Origin of the sequence: Xanthomonas sp. WHRI 6108, from assembly GCF_040202385.2 — a bacterium.
Taxonomy (GTDB): domain Bacteria; phylum Pseudomonadota; class Gammaproteobacteria; order Xanthomonadales; family Xanthomonadaceae; genus Xanthomonas; species Xanthomonas arboricola.
Genome location: NZ_CP168198.1, coordinates 350,982 through 368,027 on the forward strand (window position 1 = coordinate 350,982; position 17,046 = coordinate 368,027).

At 66.9% G+C, this 17,046-nt stretch carries 14 protein-coding genes and 1 pseudogene; 7 read left to right on the forward strand and 8 right to left on the reverse strand.

All coding sequences use genetic code 11. The features are described 5' to 3' along the window. Positions 1 to 370: 370 nt before the first annotated feature. Together ABQ039_RS01490 and ABQ039_RS01495 are read right to left on the reverse strand one after the other, a co-directional pair. On the reverse strand, positions 371 to 1,330 hold the full coding sequence (locus tag ABQ039_RS01490) for a PDR/VanB family oxidoreductase (protein ID WP_349778227.1): 960 nt from the start codon (positions 1,328 to 1,330) through the stop codon (positions 371 to 373). 17 nt (positions 1,331 to 1,347) lie between these two features. Then, positions 1,348 to 2,400 (reverse strand): aromatic ring-hydroxylating dioxygenase subunit alpha, encoded by a 1,053-nt coding sequence (locus tag ABQ039_RS01495; RefSeq protein WP_349778226.1) that lies wholly within the window; start codon positions 2,398 to 2,400, stop codon positions 1,348 to 1,350. A 127-nt stretch (positions 2,401 to 2,527) separates the two neighbouring features. Between ABQ039_RS01495 and ABQ039_RS01500 the strand changes: the two genes are divergently transcribed. Continuing rightward, positions 2,528 to 3,445 (forward strand): LysR family transcriptional regulator, encoded by a 918-nt coding sequence (locus tag ABQ039_RS01500; protein WP_016901444.1) that lies wholly within the window; start codon positions 2,528 to 2,530, stop codon positions 3,443 to 3,445. 232 nt (positions 3,446 to 3,677) lie between these two features. Then, complete coding sequence (locus ABQ039_RS01505; protein WP_046344968.1) at positions 3,678 to 4,484, forward strand: TatD family hydrolase; 807 nt, start codon at positions 3,678 to 3,680, stop codon at positions 4,482 to 4,484. Positions 4,485 to 4,502: 18 nt separating this feature from the next. Here the strand turns inward: ABQ039_RS01505 and ABQ039_RS01510 are convergent, their stop codons facing one another. Together ABQ039_RS01510 and ABQ039_RS01515 are read right to left on the reverse strand one after the other, a co-directional pair. Beyond that, the gene (locus tag ABQ039_RS01510; protein WP_184609883.1) at positions 4,503 to 5,171 is read right to left on the reverse strand and encodes a hypothetical protein; all 669 of its coding nucleotides are present in this window, start codon (positions 5,169 to 5,171) and stop codon (positions 4,503 to 4,505) included. 574 nt (positions 5,172 to 5,745) lie between these two features. After that, entirely contained in the window at positions 5,746 to 6,633 is an 888-nt protein-coding gene (locus ABQ039_RS01515; protein WP_024939810.1) for a LysR family transcriptional regulator, read from the reverse strand. 97 nt (positions 6,634 to 6,730) lie between these two features. Between ABQ039_RS01515 and ABQ039_RS01520 the strand changes: the two genes are divergently transcribed. Beyond that, positions 6,731 to 8,017, forward strand: coding sequence for an MFS transporter (locus ABQ039_RS01520; protein WP_374057836.1), 1,287 nt, complete (start codon positions 6,731 to 6,733; stop codon positions 8,015 to 8,017). 64 nt (positions 8,018 to 8,081) lie between these two features. Here ABQ039_RS01520 and ABQ039_RS01525 read toward each other — a convergent pair whose 3' ends face one another. Beyond that, on the reverse strand, positions 8,082 to 8,510 hold the full coding sequence (locus ABQ039_RS01525) for a MerR family transcriptional regulator (RefSeq protein WP_102253199.1): 429 nt from the start codon (positions 8,508 to 8,510) through the stop codon (positions 8,082 to 8,084). Between the two features lie 89 nt (positions 8,511 to 8,599). On the opposite strand from ABQ039_RS01525, the gene ABQ039_RS01530 reads away from it, so the two are divergent. Further along, complete coding sequence (locus ABQ039_RS01530) at positions 8,600 to 9,535, forward strand: alpha/beta fold hydrolase (protein ID WP_184609884.1); 936 nt, start codon at positions 8,600 to 8,602, stop codon at positions 9,533 to 9,535. Between the two features lie 97 nt (positions 9,536 to 9,632). On the opposite strand, the gene ABQ039_RS01535 is transcribed toward ABQ039_RS01530, so the two are convergent. Continuing rightward, positions 9,633 to 10,640, reverse strand: a complete 1,008-nt coding sequence (locus tag ABQ039_RS01535) for a nuclease (protein WP_260300065.1) — start codon at positions 10,638 to 10,640, stop codon at positions 9,633 to 9,635. Positions 10,641 to 10,740: 100 nt separating this feature from the next. Beyond that, positions 10,741 to 13,224 carry a TonB-dependent receptor domain-containing protein gene (locus ABQ039_RS01540; RefSeq protein ID WP_349778225.1) on the reverse strand — a complete coding sequence of 828 codons (2,484 nt, stop codon included), beginning with the start codon at positions 13,222 to 13,224 and terminating at the stop codon, positions 10,741 to 10,743. Between the two features lie 525 nt (positions 13,225 to 13,749). On the opposite strand from ABQ039_RS01540, the gene ABQ039_RS01545 reads away from it, so the two are divergent. Together ABQ039_RS01545 and ABQ039_RS01550 are read left to right on the forward strand one after the other, a co-directional pair. Beyond that, a complete protein-coding gene (locus ABQ039_RS01545) occupies positions 13,750 to 14,415 on the forward strand; it encodes a TetR/AcrR family transcriptional regulator (RefSeq protein WP_374057837.1) in 666 nt (221 codons plus the stop codon). Continuing rightward, a complete protein-coding gene (locus ABQ039_RS01550) occupies positions 14,412 to 15,251 on the forward strand; it encodes an NAD-dependent protein deacetylase (RefSeq protein WP_349778224.1) in 840 nt (279 codons plus the stop codon). The genes ABQ039_RS01545 and ABQ039_RS01550 overlap by 4 nt, the downstream gene beginning before the upstream one ends. A gap of 264 nt (positions 15,252 to 15,515) precedes the next feature. Here the strand turns inward: ABQ039_RS01550 and ABQ039_RS01555 are convergent, their stop codons facing one another. Continuing rightward, on the reverse strand, positions 15,516 to 16,733 hold the full coding sequence (locus ABQ039_RS01555) for a hypothetical protein (protein WP_349778223.1): 1,218 nt from the start codon (positions 16,731 to 16,733) through the stop codon (positions 15,516 to 15,518). Positions 16,734 to 16,806: 73 nt separating this feature from the next. Here ABQ039_RS01555 and ABQ039_RS01560 point away from each other — a divergent pair. Further along, positions 16,807 to 16,995, forward strand: a pseudogene (locus ABQ039_RS01560) (NAD-dependent deacetylase); the annotation flags it as partial. Positions 16,996 to 17,046 lie beyond the last annotated feature (51 nt).

The window sequence follows — 17,046 nt, forward strand, 5'->3', positions numbered from 1 at the left end:
GACGCCTGGGTGAGGTTGCAAGGCTCCTTGGTGCTACATGAGGCACCGCGCCACCAGCAATGCCTGCGGATCGACAAGCGCTGCTTCGTCGCTTGCGAATCTCCCGCAGCGTCCTGCACATCGGCATGCCAGGCCTGACGCTGCACATCAGCGCAGCGCAGGCAAGCGCGCTGCAGCGACCAGGCCGTTTCCGGCAGCGGGTACGCGATGTACGGGTGATGTGCTGCGGCTGCGTGCAGGTCATGACGATCGGCGGCACAACGCATCCTCATCTGCAGTGCTCACCAATCGCACCGGCAGGACCATCGGCATGAGGCAATGGCCGCACTCGCGGCAGCGCTGCACAGGCATCCGCCACACCCAGGCCGCCTCAAAGATCCAGCACCAGCCGCGGCGAGCGGCTACGCGAACAGCACAGCGTGATCTGCCGGTTCTGCGCGTGTTCGCTGTCGCTGAGTACACTGTCGCGGTGATCGGGGGTGCCCGCCAGGACGCCGGTCAGGCAGGCGCCGCACATGCCCTGCTCGCAGGACAGCGGCACCTCGATGCCGGCGTCCAGCAGGGCACTGGCGATGCTGCAGCCGGCCGGCACCTGCACCACGCGGCCGCTGGCGGCCAGCTCCACTTCGAAGGCGCTGTCGGCAGCGTGGGCGATGCCGGGCTCGGCGGCGGCGAAGTGTTCGCGGTGCAGTTGCTCCGTCGTCCAGCCATGCGCCCTGGCCAGCAGCGTGAAGCGGTCCATGAAGGCGGCCGGCCCGCACAGGTACAACTGGTCGCGCGCACGCGCCTGGCCCAATTCTTCGGGCACATGCACACGCGGGCTTTCGCCGCCATCGCTCAGATGCACCTGCACCTGGCCATGCGCGAAGCCCTGCTGCAGCCGCTGCCCGAACGCCACGTCGGCGTGCCGGCGCGCGTAGTAGTGCAGCACGAAGGGTTCGCCGCGCGCTTCCAGCGCTTCGGCCATCGACAGCAGCGGGGTGATGCCGATGCCGGCGGCCAGCAGCACGTGGCGCTCGCCCGGATGCAGCGGAAACAGGTTGCGCGGTGTCGAGATGCGCAGGCGGTCGCCGGTGCTCAGCTGCTCGCACAGATGCCGCGAGCCGCCGCGCGAGGCGTCGGCCAGCTTCACGCACAGCAGGTAGTGGTCGCGCACATGCGGTGCGCTGGCGATCGAGTACTGGCGGATCATGCCGTCGGGCAGATGCAGGTCCACATGCGCGCCGGCCTCGAAGGCCGGCAATTCCGCGCCGACCGGCTCCAGCCGGATCGCGCGCTGGCGATGGCCCTGGTCGAAGACCTCGGCAACGCGGACCTCGTGCAACTGCATGGCGTGCTCCTTGGCGGTCAGCGCAGGAAGAAGTCGCTATAGCCCTGGCTGCGCAGGCCACGGCGATAGGCGATGGAACTGCGGTCGGCCGGGATATGCACTTCCAGCAGCGGGTCCAGCGGCAGGTATTCGGGGCGCTGCGCCTCGACCATGGCGCGGTCTTCCTCGAACACGCGCAGGTTGAAGGCGTGCACGTCCTCCACCGGCAGATGGGTGTCGAAGTTGCGTGCGATCGGCACCAGCAGGCGCGTCTTGTGCTTGGACACCGGGCTGGCCGCGTTCATGATCACCAGCCGCTTGCCCGGCACCGGGAAGTGGATGGTGAGCGTGGCAACGAAGGGCAGGTGTACTTCGAAATGGCGCAGCCACTGGAAATCCGGGTCCACGTCCGGCAGCGGCATGTCCACCGAATAATTGGCCACCGAGCTCAGGTAGTCGGCATTGAAACCGGTCGGCGTCTCGGTGGTGGTGTAGGCCGGCACCTCGCGCTTGTCCGGCTGGGCAAAGGTGGCGGTGTGCACGAAGGCGAAATGCGCCACGTCGATGAAGCCCTCCAGCTGGCGCGCGGCGCTGCCGCCGATGTCGAAGGCCGGGCAGACGATCTGCTGGAAGCCGTCCTCGTCCCAGCCGGGCATCGGTGGAATCTGCACCTCGGCCGCGCTGACGCCGGCCGGTTTGGCCAGGCAGACCCAGATCAACCCGTAGCGCTCGGCCACCGCGTAGGTGTGCAGGCGCATCTTGGCCGGGATGTTCTGGCTGGGACTGGCGGGGATGTGGTTGCAGCGCCCGCCCGAGCCGAAGCGCAGCCCGTGGTAGGCGCAGACCACGCCGCCGCCATCGGAGGTGCCCATGCTCAGCGGCACGCCGCGGTGCGGGCAGACATCGCGCGCGGCCACCAATTCCTCGCCCAGCCGGTACAGCACCAGCGGCTCGTCCAGCAGGGTGGCCTTGAACGGCGCCTGCCCGACCTCGCTGCTCAGCGCTACCGCGTGCCAGTGCTGGGCCAGGCGCTGCCAGTCGGCGGCCTCGAAGGTGCAGTGCAGCGGCAGGGCGGGGACGGCGACATCCATGGGTCCAGTCTCTGGCGTAGGGCGGGAGCGGTGCCGGATTGACTCTAGGAAGCCGGGGGTGTGTTATCAAACATCGATTTTCAGCCAAGCCATTGCAAAAAATGCAACGCCAACCGAGCCCCGCCGCATGCTGACCTTTTCCCGCTTCACCCGTTACTTCATCGAAGTGGCCCGCTGCGGCAGCATCCGCAAGGCTTCTGACGTGCTGCACGTGTCGGCCTCGGCGATCGACCGGCAGATCCTCAAGGCCGAGGAAGAGCTGGGTGCGCAGCTGTTCGAGCGCCTGCCCGGGCGGCTGCGGCTGACCGCCGCTGGCGAGCTGCTGCTGGTGGACGTACGCGGCTGGGAGAAGGCCTACGCCCGCACCCTGGAGCGCTTCGACGAGCTCAAGGGGCTGCGCCGCGGGCATGTGGAGATCGCCATGATCGACGCGCTCAGCGAGGGCGTGGTGCCGGAGGCGGTGGCGGCGCTGGTGCAGGAGTACCCCGGCATCACCTTCAACCTGTCCACCGCACGCAACCAGCGGGTGATGGAAATGGTGACCTCGGCCGATGTGGACATCGGCCTGCTGCTGGACCCGGTGAGCAGCGTGGACCTGGAGGTGCGCGCCTTTGCCGACATCCCGCTGGGGATTGCGATGCCGGTCGGCCACCCGCTCAGCACCCGCACCGAGCTGCAGCTGAGCGAAACGCTGGAACACCGCCTGCTGCTGCCGGCCGCCCCGCTGATCGTCGGCGAGCATGCCAAGGTGCTGTACCAACGCCAGCACATCGACGTGAAGCGGCTGACCCACTGCAACGATGTGCGCACCCTGCGCGGGCTGGTGCGCGCCGGTGCCGGCGTGGGCCTGATGTCGTGGCTGGACGCCGCGCCGGATGTGGCCGACGGCCGTCTGGCATTCGTGCCGTTCCGCCGCCACCTGACCAAGCCGATGACGCTGGCGCTGTGCGTGGCCCCGCAGCGGCAGCTGTCGCGCTCGGCGCTGCTGACGATCCAGGCGCTGGCGGCGAAGATCGATGCGATGGTGGTGCCGGTGGTGGGTTGAACCCCTCTCTCTCCTGGAAGAACGGAGCAAAGCCCCTCGCCTGCGGGAGAGGGGTTGGGGTGAGGGGACGGGGCGACGCCACATTGTGTGGTTAGTCATGCGAGGCTTCGCTCGCACCCGCATCCGGCGCTGCGCGCCAGCTTCTCCCGGCGGGAGAAGGGACGCGAAGCGCTAAGCGCACACAACCCCTACTCGTTACACTTGCCCGGCTCTCCCCACACGACACCGCAGCATGCAGTTGATCGATATCGGCGCCAACCTCACCCACGACTCCTTCGACCGCGACCGCGACGCCGTGCTGCAACGCGCACGCGAGGCAGGCGTTGCGCAATTGGTGATCACCGGTGCCAGTCGCGAGCATTCGCCGCTGGCCTTGCAGCTGGCCCAGCAGCATCCCGGATTCCTCTACGCCACTGCCGGTGTGCACCCGCACCACGCAGTGGAGTTCACCGCCGAATGCGAGGCCGAAATGCGCACGCTGCAGGCGCACCCGCAGGTGGTGGCGGTGGGCGAATGCGGGCTGGATTATTTCCGCGATTTCGCCCCGCGTCCGGCCCAGCACAAGGCCTTCGAGCGCCAGCTGCAACTGGCTGCCGACAACGGCAAGCCGCTGTTCCTGCATCAGCGCGAGGCGCACGACGATTTCCTGTCGATCATGCGCAGCTTCGACGGCCGCCTCGGCCCGGCGGTGGTGCATTGCTTCACCGGCAGCCGCGAAGAACTGTTCGACTACCTGGACCGCGATTACTACATCGGCATCACCGGCTGGCTGTGCGACGAGCGCCGCGGCCTGCACCTGCGCGAGCTGGTGCGCAACATCCCGGCCAACCGCTTGATGATCGAAACCGACGCGCCGTATCTGCTGCCGCGCACGCTCAAGCCGATGCCCAAGGACCGCCGCAACGAGCCGATGTTCCTGTCGCATATCGTCGAAGAACTCGCGCGCGATCGTGGCGAGGAGGTGGCGCTGACCGCGGCCAACAGCACCGCGGCGGCGCGGGCGTTCTTCCGTCTGCCCGCGCCTGCAGCGGCGGCATGACCTGCGCGGCGTGGGCGATCACGCCGCCTGCAACTCCCAGCCCTGCGCATCGCGCAAGCGCAGCCCCGGTTGCGGTGCATCCACGCTGACCCGCACGCCGCTGGCCCACGGCAGCTGCCGCTGCTGCGGAAACCAGCGCCGCGCCTGATCGACCACGATCAATAGGCCATCATCGTCGCCCAGCGCGGCGAAACCCTCGAGCGCCGGCGCAAACGGCCGCACGCCGAAGTGATGGGCGACGCTGCTGGTCACCACCGCGACATCGTTGCTGGGTAAGCCGATCTCGCTCACGCACAGCAACTCGTCGCCGTGGAACGCACCGTCGCCGGTGGCCACGTCCTGCACCGCCCGACGCGCGATCAACTCGAGTACCGCGCCATCGGGGCCGGCGAAATACACCGATCGCGACTGCCATACGCCGTCCAGTTGAAACTGCCGGCGGCCATGTGGATCGGCAAGCAGCTTGCTGCGCTCGCCGATCCACTGCGCAGCGGCGTCGAAGCGCGACGGCGCCACGTTGAACGCCAGATGCACGCTGCCCACCGGCTGCTGTGCCTGCACGCATTCCAGGCTGCTCCAGCCGATGCGAATGCTGTTGCCGTGCTGCGGCAGCTGCAGTACCTCGCGATAGAAGCGCAGGCTGAGGTCGGGATCCAGGCAGGGCAGCAACAGATGGCGAAGATGCATGGCGGGCGCAGGTGATGGAAGGTGCAGGCATTGAACGACCTCAATCGCGGTTGAGGTCAAGCGGTGTGCCCGGATGGTGTGCGGATTCGGCAGGGCACGTGCGCGCGCTGGCAACGTGCATGTTGTCTGCAGCGAAGGCCCTGGCCGCGATGATGTCGCCATGCAAGCAGCATTGCGGACATGCGTGCTTCCACAGGATCAATGACTTCGGGTGCGGCTGAGGGTGTGTGGATCAGACCTCGGATCAAGAGAACCAGCGCCACCGCTGGTGGCAGGCAACGCAATCCAGCATCTTTCCGCCTGGGCAGGTGTAGGAGCGCACTTGTGCGCGAGGGCGTTACCGGTAGAGCCACATCGCGCAGAGTGCGCTCCTACAAAAACCGTGGTGTTGTCGGCTCGAGATCAGCCTGGCTCACAGCACCGCCGCCAGGGCCAGCCTGGCCAGCGGCATCTGGCCATCTGTTGGCAGGTGTAGGAGCGCACCTGTGCGCGAGGGCCTTACCGGTAGAGCCACATCGCGCACGGGTGCGCTCCTACAAAAACCGTGGTGCTGTCGGCTCGAGATCAGCCTGGCTCACAGCACTTCCGCCAGCGCCCACAGATGCTGGACCAGTGGCGCGGTGTCCAGGGCGCCCGGCGCGACTGCCAGGGCCAGCCGGGCCAGCGGCATCTGGCCTTCGATATCCAGATAGCGCACGCCGGGCAGCTGCAGCTGCGCAGTGGAGGCGGGCACCACCGACACGCCCAGTTCGGCGGCGACCAGATTGACGATGGACGACATCTGCGGCGCCTCCTGGGTGATGCGCAGGGTCACGCCGGATTGCCGGCAGGCGGCGAGGATCTCGTCGTACAGGCTGGACCCGAAGCTGCGCGGGAACAGGATGAACGGTTCGCCCGCCAGCGCCGCCAGTGGCGCGCTGTTGCGGGCGGCCAGCCGATGCGCGGCGGGCACGGCGATCTTCATCGGTTCGTCGGCAAAGCGCAGCAGTTGCAGGTCGGGCGGCGTGCTCAGGCCGTAGCGCACGAAAGCCGCGTCCAGGCGGCCATCGGCCAGGGCCAGCAGCAGTCCGGCAGTGTTGGTTTCTTCCAGCAACAGCTCGACCTGCGGCCATTGCCGGCGAAAGTCGCGGATCAGGTGCGGCACCACCGGGTTGAACGCGGCCGAGGCGGTGAAGCCCAGCCGCAGCCGGCCGGATTCGCCGCGCGCCACCCGCCGTGCGGTTTCGGCGGCGCGCTCCACATCGGCGAGCACGCGGCGCACCTCGACCAGGAAGGCCTCGCCGGCCGGGGTCAGCTCGGCGCCGCTATGGGTGCGCCGGAACAGCGGCGTGCCCAGATCGCGCTCCAGCGCCTGGATCTGCTGGCTCAACGGCGGCTGGCCGATGCCGACCCGCGCTGCGGCGCGGGTGAAGTTGCCCTCCTCGGCGACAGCCAGGAAGTAGCGCAGGTGGCGAAGTTCCATGCTATCTGTTCTGCATATGGCAACTGCCACGATCATATATTGGACAGGGGGTCAGCGCAGGCGAATACTCGCCGTCCCACGTCTCGATGCTGCGCCTGTGTCCTCTCCTGATCGCCGCACCGGCAGCCTGCCGGGCGCCACCGCTGGCCTTGCCGACAACGCCGCCGCCGGTGCGCCCGCCAGCGGCCGCATCCGCCTGGCCCTGTTCCTGGCCGGCTTTGCCACCTTCTCGCTGCTGTACAGCGTGCAGCCGGTGCTGCCGGAGCTTGCGCGCGCCTTCGGCGTGGATGCGGCCACCGCCTCGCTGCCGTTGTCGCTGGCCACCGGCGCGCTGGCCCTGGCGATCTTCTGTGCCGGCGCAGTGTCGGAGAACCTGGGCCGGCGCGGGTTGATGTTCGTATCGATCGCACTGGCCGCGGTGCTCAACCTGGTCGCCGCCTTCCTGCCGCACTGGGGCGCGCTGGTGCTGGTGCGCACCTTGTCCGGTATCGCGCTGGGCGGGGTGCCGGCGGTGGCGATGGTGTATCTGGGCGAGGAACTGCCGGCCAACAAGATGGGCGCGGCCACCGGTCTGTATGTGGCCGGCAATGCCTTCGGCGGCATGAGCGGGCGCATCGTGATGAGCGTGCTGACCGATCACTACGACTGGCGCACCGCACTGGCGGTGTTGAGCGTGTTCGACCTGCTGTGCGCGCTGGCGTTCTTCTGGTTGCTGCCGCCGTCGCGCAACTTCGTGCGCCGGCACGGCATCAACCTGCGCTTCCATCTGCGCGCCTGGGCCGGGCATCTGCGCGACCGCAACCTGCCGTTCCTGTTCGCGCTGCCGTTCCTGTTGATGGGCGTGTTCGTCTGCCTCTACAACTACGCCGGCTTCCGGCTGGGCGGGCCGGAATTCGGCCTGAGCCAGAGCCAGATCGGCATGATCTTCAGCGCCTATGTGTTCGGCATCGTCAGTTCGTCGGTGGCCGGTGCGGCGTCGGACCGTTTCGGGCGCGGCCCGGTGGTCACCACCGGCATCGTGCTGTGCGTGCTCGGCGTGGCGCTGACCCTGGCGCATGTGCTGGCGCTGGTGGTGGCCGGCATCGTGTTGCTGACGATCGGCTTCTTCATCGCGCATTCGGCGGCCAGCGCGTGGGTGAGCCGGCTCGGCGGTGCGCACCGCAGTCACGCCGCATCGCTGTATCTGCTGGCGTATTACGCCGGCTCCAGCGTGATCGGCGCGCTCGGCGGCTGGTTCTGGCAACACGGTGGCTGGGGCGCGCTGGTCGGCATGTGCCTGACCTTGCTGGCGCTCGCCTTCGCCGCGGCCTACGTACTGCGCCAGCGCGCCGACGACACGCGGCCGTACGGGCGCTTTGCGCCGCATCCTGCACGCGGCGAGTGACGCGGTTCGACCGCCGCGTCCAAGCGCGACTGGCTGCACGACTGCGCGGCGTCTGTCAGCCGCTCTAGCGCGCCCGCTTGCTGCGTCTGGTCTGCGCTGCAGGCGGCAGCGTGGCCGCGGCATCCGCTGAACCCTGCGCCAGGGTTTCCAGCAAACGCGCACGGCGCCGCTCCAGGTCGGCCAGCTGGCGCTCGATCAGCTGCAGGCGTGCCCGATGCGCCTGCGCGGTTTCCGGGCACATCTGCGCGCCTTCCACCAGACGCATGCAATCGGGGAAGCCGAGGATGTCGTCCAGGCTGAAGCCGGTGGCGATCAGCCGCTGGATCTGCCGCACCTGCGCAACGCAGGCAGCGGGAAACACCCGGTAGCCGTTGGCGCTGCGCGAGGAGGTCAGCAGCCCATGCGCGTCGTAGTGGCGAAGCGAGCGCACGCTGGCGCCGGTCTGCAGCGCCAGCGCGCCAATGCTCAGTGAAGGTTCGGACGATGTGGCCATGCGCCCAGCATACGTTGCACGCAATGCTTGACCCTCACATTGGTGTGAGGCTCGAGGATGGTGGCTCCCATTGTCTGGAGCTCACTCCGATGCCTGTTCGCTTTCTCCCCGCCATTGGCATGTTGCCGATGCGCTACCTGCTGGTCTGCCTGCTGCTGTCCTCTTCAACCTTGGCGGCGGCGGGGCCGACCTCACCCCCGGCGTCGCGCAGCTACACCGTCACCGCGCCCGACGGCGTGGCCCTGGCGGTGCAGGAGCATGGCGCCACCGATGGCCGGGCAATCGTGTTCGTGCACGGCCTGCTCGGCAGCCGCATCGATTGGGACGCGCAGCTGGCCGATCCGCGCCTGCAAGGCTATCGCTTGATCACCTACGACCTGCGCGGGCATGGGCTGTCCGGCAAGCCGGCGGCAGCGTCCGCGTATCGGGACGGCATGCGCTGGGCCGACGACCTTGCCGCCGTGGTGAAGGCCGCAAACGCGCGCGATGCGGTGCTGGTGGGTTGGTCGCTGGGCGGTGCGGTGATCAGCAACTACCTCACCCGTTATGGCGACGAAGGGCTTGGCGGCGTGGTGTATGTCGATGGCGTGATCGAACTGCGCGCAGAGCAACTGGGCGCGCATCCGGCGATCTATCGCGATCTGGTCTCCGACGACCTGCGCACGCACCTGCAGGCGGTGCAGGACTTCCTGCGGCTGTGTTTTGCCACCCAGCCTCCGGCGCCAGTGTTTGAAACCTTGCTGGCCAACGCGTCGCTGGCCTCGTGGGACATGCAGCGTGCCGTGCAGGGCATGTCGATCGACGTTGCCGGCCTGCAACGCACGCAGTTGCCGGTGCTGCTGATGTACGGCGCGCGCGATGCGCTAGTGACCACCGGGCCGACGCTGGCACGTGCACGGCAGCTGCAGCCGCGTGCGCAGACGGTGCTGTATCCCGACGCCGGGCATGCCCCGTTTCTGGAAGACAGCCCGCGCTTCAATCAGGATCTGCTGCGCTTTGTCGAACAGGCCGCCAACGCTCACTGACGCGGCGTGACGGCACGCGCGATCTGTAGGGCGCGCTGCGCTGTGCCGCCGCGCAGGTCGGCACGCCGATGGCGGCCCCTCCTGTCGCCATCGGCGGTTACAGCGTGGGCGAGGTGCCTGCAGGTGCAGATCCGGTCGCCGGGTCGTACTGCGGATGGCGTGGGTCCATGCTGGGTGGCGTGGAGGCGCCGGGCCGCAGCGCGCTTTCGCGCCAGGCGCGCACCAGCAGGTCGCGCAGCATCGCCGCGCCGTCGCCGGCGGTGCGATAGACCATCGCGCGGCCGTCGCTGCTGGATGCGTCGTCGAAGGCGCCGGCCTTTTCCAGGCGATAGACCTGCTCGACACGGCCGGTGCCGATGTCGAGAAAGCCCAGGATCTGCTCGAACACATCGCCATCCTGGTGCGCCAGGGCCGGCATGCGGCTCAGCAGGTCCTGCGGGGTCAGCGCAATCTTCTCCACGTAATCGCTCTCGAACTTGCCGTGCACCTTCGGGTCGGTGCTGTAGCCGTGCGGGTTCGGCCCCTGCCAGCCGTCGTGATGGATGCTGTCGTGCTGCGGCTGCGCGCCATCGCCGATGTAGTGCGCAAACCAGCTGACGTAGAACGCGCAGTTGCGTTCGAGCTCTCGGGTGTCCTGGCCCTTGACGCGCAGCGTGCGCAGCTGCCGCATGGTCGCCACGATGCGTTGGTAGCCTTCGGTGGCGGCGTACGGCAAGGTGCCGGCCCAACGCACGTTCATGCGCTGCGCCAGTTGCGGGTCGCTGCCGGCGATGCGCCGTTGTTCGTCGTACAGCGCCAGCACGAAGGCGTAGCGCGAGCGCGGCGGGTGCTGCATGAAGGCGAACTGCTCGCGGAACCAGCCGTGGTTGGGGTCTTCTTCGATCTTGAGGAAGGGTTCGCTTTCGCTGCGCCAGCCGTCCGGCAGCGTGGCGCCGTCGGCGATCACCTGCGCGTACTGTTTGAGAAAGACCGGGCCGTCGTCGGGCAGGGCCTGCACGGCGGCGCTGTCGATGGCGGCATGCGCGCGGTGGCCCCAGGCGGCGGCATCGCCGGAACACGTCGCTGCTGCAACCAGCAGCGCACAGGCAAGACGGGAAGCTGTCATGGCAGTCCTTGTGGCCTGCAGCGCAGCTACGGCGCTGCAGGCGATGGATCGGGAAGTGGAGCGCTGGCATGAGGCTGCGACACCCCGGACGCCGGCGCACTCAGAAGTGGTAGGTCACCACCAGCCGCGAGTTGCGCTCGTAGATCGGCCGGCCGTAGATCGGTGCGCGCGTGCCCTGGCCGGAGATGGTGTCGGTGCGCGGGTTGCCTTCGGTCAGCGCAAAGGTGTTGGTCAGGTTGTCCACCGATAGCTGCACGTCCCACGGCCCGTTGCGCACCAGGATGTTGGCCGCCAGGGTGTCGTAGGCGGCCAGCTCGGTGGTGTTTTCCAGGTCGGCGTAGCGCTTGCCCACATAGGCGTAGCGCAACGAGGTTTCCCAATCGAACGCACCGGTGGTGAACAACAGCGTCGGGCCGGCATTGCCGTACAGCTTCGGCTGGCGGTTGGGCATGTTGCCGTCCACGTCGACCACGGCCACTGCGCCATTGGCCACCACTTCGGTCAGGTCGGACACCTTGGTGTCGTTGTAGGTCAGGTTGGCATCAAGACGTAGCCACTGCGCCGGCGTCCACACCGCCGCCAGTTCGATGCCGGGGTTGGTGACGCTGCCGCGGTAGTCCTTGGATTCGGCCGCGCCGGTCTGCGGATTCACCGCGCTGGTGCCGATGTTGTACGGGTCGTACTTAGTGTAGAAGGCGGTGGCGAACACATCCAGCGTGTCGAAGTTGAGCTTGGTGCCGAGCTCGAACTGGTCGGCGGTGGGGATGTTGACGTTGCCCTCGTTGGCGCCCTCGCTGGGCGCGCGGTGCGCACGCGAGGCGCGGCCGTAGATGCCGACGGTGGGATTGATGTCGTAGTTGAAGCCCGCGGTCCAGTTGGTCACGCCCACGTCCAGCGCGGTGTGCGCGCGGGCCCCGGTGAACAGGCGCGCGGCATCGTCGGCCAGGGTGTCGGCCATGCCCAGGTTGCCGGTGCTGCGCAGCATGCTCCAGGCGCGGTAGCGGTAGCGCTCGTGACGTACGCCGGCTTCCAGGCGCAGCTTGTCGGTCACCTGCCAGGTGTCGGCGATATAGGGCGCCAGCATGCTGGTGTAGGCCTTGCCCTGGGTGCGGTCGGCGCCGTAGATCACCACGCCGTCCTTGGTTACGCCTCCGACCACGTTGCCGGTCGCGTCGTAGCCGAGCAGGTCGATCGTGCGCGGGTTCTGCCGCATCTCCAGCAGATAGCTCTGGTAACGCGAATTGTAGGAACGCGCGTAATAGGCGCCATACACGCCGAGCGTGATGTCGTGGCTGTCGCCGCCCCAGTCGAAGCGGCGATGCAGGCGCAGGTCGTCGGCGAACGAATCGGCGCGCACGTTCATGGCGCGGTACTGGCCCTGGATCACCAGGCCGTCGGTGCTGGCCGGATCGAAGCGGCTGCCGTCGTCGGTGTAGACGTAGCCCAGCGAGCTCAGGCCGGGAAACGTGGCGCTGGCGGCGGCGCGGCGGCTGTTGGCATACGCGGCGGCGTCCTGCGGCGCATTGCTGGAATACAGCGCGTCGAAGGCCATGTCCAGGCGATTGACGATGGCCTTGTTGGACAGGCTCCAGCCGTTGTCGAAGGCCAGGTCCAGGTTGGCGCCCAGATGGTTGAACTTCATGTGGCGGCCATCGGACAGGTCGCGCAACTCGCGCTGCGGCGCGCCGTTGGCATCGCTGGAGACGATGCTGGCGCGCTTCAGCTGCGCGCTGCTCAAGGTGCCGGTGAAACGGTCGATCAACGGGTCCAGCGAACGCGAGGTGTCGCGCGGGTCGTACAGCGGGATCGGCATGTAGAACGCATTCTTGTCGTCCAGATGCTTGGCGGTGAAGGTCAGCTTGCCGTGCTCCAGCGCGTGCGTGAGGTTCATGCGGAACTGCCCACCCTCGTCGGCCGGAAAGCCCACGTCGCGGTAGCCGTCGTTGCGCCGCACGAAGCCGCCGGCAGCCAGGTACCAGCCGTCGGCAAGCTTGCCCGACCAGTAGCCATCGAGCCGATACAGCCCGGTGTCGCCGACGCTGGTGCGCACTGCGCCTTCGGGGGTGTCGCCGCCCTGGCGGGTGACGAAATTGACGATGGCCGCGGCATTGGAAGCGAAGATCGGCGACGGCCCGCCGCGTACGGTTTCCACCGATTCGACCATCAGGTCCGGGCGCACCAGGCCTTCGGTCTTGTAGAAGTAGCCGTTGTTGTCCGGGTAGGGGCTGATGCCGTCTTCCTGGATCACGGCAAACGAGCCTTCGTCGGGAATGCCGCGGATGCGGTAGACGTTCTGCACTTCGCCGCCGGTGGATTCGGCATAGATGCCGGGCATCGAGCCGATCAGGCTGGCCAGGTTGAGCGGGGCCAGCTTGTCGATCTGCTCGGCGGTCAGCGCGGTGATCGCATACGAGGCGTCGAACTGGTTCTGGGCCTGGCCGGCACCGGTGACGATCATCCGATCCAGCGAGAAGATGCCGTCCTCGCCCTTGCGGGTGGCAGGCGTGGCGGGTGCGGCTTCCTGCGCGAGCGCGGGGGTGGCCAGGGTCAGTGCAAGCAGGACGGCGAGCGGACGACGCGACACGGCACGACGCACTCCGGAGCGCGTCCGGATGTGGGTGTAGGGCATGGCAGGAGTGGGGTCAGCGGGGGAGCTGCCCACTGTCGCGGCGCCATGTTTCCGCAGCATTGCGTGTGCGCCCGATCACGCTAAGTTGGCGGACCCGCGTGCCGATCTGTGACGTGGAACGTGTTTTCAAGCGGTTTCAACCGCGTGCAGCAGGTTGCCGGCTGTGCGTCATTCGGTGCGCATCACCAGGCCAATCATTCCGCCCTCGGTGTCATCGCGCCGGTGCCAGCTCGGACATCGCAACCCGCGCTACGCTGGCAGCCGCTTGTTCGACGCTGCCTGGACCGGCGTGGTCGTCGAGATCGGTGGCGGTACGATCGTGATTGACCGCATCGGCGCATTGACCGCAAAGCCTGCGTTACGCAGCGCTTCGCCAGCGACACGGTGAAGCAATCTGGCGCTCGGCGTCGCCGTGCAGCGCCAGGGGTGTGGAGCTGGAGAGGGGCGCTTGCTTGGAATCACCAAGAAGGCCCCCAGACTATGTGCCACCCATCCGTGTGTACAGCCGCCTTCGTGAGCACCTCATTCCCCCTGCCAGCACCGCGCAAGGCCCCGCAGCAAGCGCGCTCGCGCGCCACCGTGGAGGTCATCCGCCAGGCCAGCATCCAGGTGCTGGTAGCCGACGGACTGCAGGGCTGCACCACCACGCGGGTGGCCGAGCGTGCCGGCGTGTCGGTCGGCAGCGTGTACCAGTACTACCCCAATCGGCAGGCGATGTTGATCGCGTTGCTGCAGTGGCATCTGCAGGCGGTGATCGACGCGGTGGAACGGGCCTGTGCGCAACAGCACGGACGCACGCTGGCGCAGCAGTGCGAGGCCTTGGTGCATGCCTTCGTGCAGGCCAAGCTGCAGCATGTGGACGTCTCGCGCGCGCTGTACGCCATTGCCGAACTGCATGGTGGCGCCGCGCTGGGGTCGCAGGCGCGCAAGCGCTCGCAGCAGGCGTTTGCCGCTGCGCTGGCCACCGCCGCGGATGTGCGCTTCGACGATTGCGAGGCGGTGGCCGAGATCGGCATGGCGGCCATCACCGGGCCGGTGAAGAGCCTGCTCGAGGAGGGTGCGCCTGCGGTGCGGATTGCGCCGCTGCAGGCGCAACTGGTGGTGTTGCTGCACAGTTACCTCATGGCCACCGGAGTTGCGCGATGACGGCGGTAGCAGTTCAGGACAGCAACGTGTTGCAGGACTTCATCGAGCGCCATCGGCGCCTGTTCGTGCTCACCGGCGCCGGTTGCAGTACCGATTCGGGCATTCCCGATTACCGCGATCTGCAAGGCGGCTGGAAGCGTCCGCAACCGGTGACGTTCCAGGCCTTCATGGGCGAGCTGTCCACGCGGCAGCGCTATTGGGCGCGCAGCCTGGTCGGCTGGCCGCGCTTCGGGCTGGCGCAACCCAATGCCACCCATCACGCATTGGCCGCACTGGAAGCGCGCGGCCAGCTGGAACTGCTGCTGACGCAAAACGTGGACCGCCTGCATCAGGCCGCCGGCAGTCAGGCGGTGATCGATCTGCATGGCCGGCTCGATGTGGTGCGCTGCATGGGCTGCGAGGGGCGCATGCCCCGTACCGAATTCCAGCTGCTGCTCGAGCACGCCAACCCCGGCTGGGCCGACCTGGACGCGGCGCAGGCACCCGATGGCGATGCGGACCTGGACGATGTGGCCTTCGACAGTTTTGCAGTGCCGCCGTGCCCGGTGTGCGGCGGCGTGCTGAAGCCGGATGTGGTGTTCTTTGGCGAGAACGTGCCGCGCGAGCGTGTGGAGCGCGCATTTGCGCATCTGCAGGCGGCTGATGCGGTGCTGGTGGTGGGCTCGTCGCTGATGGTGTACTCGGGTTTTCGTTTCGTGCAGACCGCGGCCAAGGCCGGCCTGCCGATCGCCGCGCTCAACTTCGGGCGCACCCGTGCGGACGAGCTGCTCAGCCTGAAGGTCGAACAGCCGTGCGCGCAGGCATTGGCCTTCCTGCTGCCGCACCCGGCTGCCTGACCGCTCCGGCCGATCCTGTCGCTGTACTTTCGCGATCCAGCCGGGCGATCGAGTTCAGCAGTGTCCTGCAGCGCGTCAGCATCGGCCGGCCAGGCGCCCCATGCACGCTACGAACCGGAGCGCGCTGCAGTTTCGTCGTAAGTCGTCGTGCCGGAAATCACAACGGGCTTACTGAATGCCTGCGATCGGATTCTTATGCGCCGGCGGACATTTGGCATCAGGTGTCAGACATGTGGCTAAAGCAGAGGCGCCTATATCCGGGTTCTATTCGGCGTGATGCCACTTGCATATGCCATTCAACACAGGGAGGAGCCGGCCATTGCCAGTCGGCTTTACCACCACACCGTCAATCACTTCGCCGTCCCGGTTGATCGTGACGTCCGCCTGCAAGATGTCGTTGGACGAACTGTCGAATCTTTCGTGCTCCGTCCATTGGTAAATCGTTCTCGTGCTTGGGTCGAACTGCGACTGCGGATTTGTGATGTAACTGGTGGCCTCGCCATGGAATAGCGCCATTACGATGTAACGCCCTGGCTTGATTCGGGTGAACATGAACTCGCCATTGGCGTTCGTCTTGCCCGCAAGGCCTGATGCAAAAGCACGGTTATCTATTTCAACCCGCACTTTTTCGCTTTTCTTGCGGTTGGCATCAATCAGGTCGATCGCTTCCTTCAGATAGGGATTGTAAGGAAAAAGCATGATTCCCTGATTCGGCGCCGTCTGAAATTGAGAGCCATTTACCGTTATCACTCGCCCGCATGTGAAGCCTTTGATCGTCGAGTTGCCTTCGGACTGCAGCCTCGTATCCGCGTCTGTGGGGCTGAATATCGCCTTGGGCCTGACAACCTTGCGGCGGTCCGCGATTTTAGGCGCCGCACCGCGGTCGCTATCAGCGCTGACGACCGCTGTTTCTCGGCTAGCGGTCACCGATGCCTTGGCGGCCTCGTCTGCACTCATACCGCCATTCAGCGCGGCCAGCAGTGGTTTGGCGAGTGCGGAATTGCGAGCGGCATTGCGTCGGCTGGCATTTGCAGGCTGTCCATTCAATTTTGCGTCAGCAAAAAACGAACAGACGTTGCCTTTCGCATCGGGCGCAGTCATGCCTTTGGGCAATTCGAAGGAAATGACCGCTGCATCAGTGTCGGGTGCCACTATCATGACAACAGGAAAGCCGCGCGAGGTCGCGGATGCTTGCTGCGCGTAGACCATGGTGATGAGGCCGTCTTCGAGAATGGAGGGGCCTTGGACGAGTTGGAAAGTCTGTTTCTTTGCCATGGCCGCAAGGCTGGATGTCACTGCGGCCTTGTCGGCGCCGTATAGTCCAACGAAGCTCTGGTGGATAACGCCGCCATTGGAGCCGGGAGATGAACTATAGTTTTGCTCGCATTCGCTCGCTGCATAGGCGGCCTGCGAATAAAGCAGCATCCCCAAACAGATTCCATAAACACTGCACTTAATCGCACCAACCATTGCCTTTTCCATGGCGCCTACATCCTCTTTCTGTGAAGGAAATTGTTGTTCTGGGTCGGCCTGATGATAGCAAACGTCACTAATTCGTTTCGTGCAGACCTCGGCAAAGGCCGGCCTGCCGATCGCCGCGCTCAACTTCGGGCGCACCCGTGCGGACGAGCTGCTCAGCCTGAAGGTCGAACAGCCGTGCGCGCAGGCATTGGCGTTCCTGCACACCCCGTTCGATCCGCTGCGTGCACGCAGCGTCAACGATGCCAGCGCGCGTTCGGCATGACGCAGTGATCCATTGCAGCGGTTGTGCCCACGCGCGCGGCGCAGTGCAATG